The 911-nt window shown below is 39.8% G+C and carries 1 protein-coding gene; it reads left to right on the forward strand.

Translation table 11 applies throughout. The features are described 5' to 3' along the window. The coding region (locus CRP01_RS41710) for a helix-turn-helix transcriptional regulator (RefSeq protein WP_222845965.1) at positions 1-724 on the forward strand (724 nt) is incomplete at its 5' end. Between the last annotated feature and the right edge of the window lie 187 nt (positions 725-911).

Here is a 911-nt window from a genome sequence, read left to right on the forward strand (position 1 = left end):
AATTCTAATAAAAAAATTAAAATTTCTTGTTTTGAGCAATTTCGGAAAGAACTTAAGAGCCTTAAGAAAGGCACGAGGATTATCTCAAAATGAGATGGCCGATCTACTGGATGTCACCAGTGGGACAATAAGTAACTATGAACAAGGTACTAGCAATCCAGACATACCTAAACTACTTTATATTTCAACGTTCTTCAATGTATCCATTGATGACATACTAAAAATTGACTTGAGTAAATCCTCATTAAAAAGAGGGGATTTAGACACACCTAATGACACACCTAATGACACACCTAAAGGCACACCTAAAGGTCGATCTAATGAGGATCTTATCCCCGAAAACTCCAAGGAATCTAAAAACAAAACCGTTGATGAGGATGCTCGGGCCAACGTTGTACTGAAGATGCTGGACGATTTTGCCAACGTAGAGATCGACAGATCTGCGCCGGTAGTCCGGTTTCAGGTCTACAACGACAACATGGCCCCTACGATGGACAAAAATGACAATACGCTTGGGCACAGAATTAGCCTTGAAAAATTGAAGACCAACGAGTTATGCGCCTTGGTGGGAGAGAATGAGTTCTATTGGATAGGTAGGGTTACCTGGAAGGAAGACGGCTTTTATGTGGTCAATTACGATGATAAAACAGTGCCCCCGGACTTAATTCCAGCCGTTAAGGTTAAAGAGATCTACAAGCTGCTTTACTTATTTAAGCCACTATAACCCACCGTTCACCTACTGTTCACGTAAATCCGTGCAATTATCCGTTTTTTTGAATCAATCTGTATGAAGTGAGTGTTTTGATTTGAGTTGCAAAATCCGCTAAAATCCACGCAAGTGTATGAATAACAGCTACTTAAACAAAAAATCGCAGTTTTTTGAAGGTGAGCCTTTTGTTTTTAGCCCCTTA

Source organism: Flavilitoribacter nigricans DSM 23189 = NBRC 102662 (genome assembly GCF_002646595.1).
In the GTDB taxonomy this organism is placed as follows: domain Bacteria; phylum Bacteroidota; class Bacteroidia; order Chitinophagales; family Saprospiraceae; genus Flavilitoribacter; species Flavilitoribacter nigricans.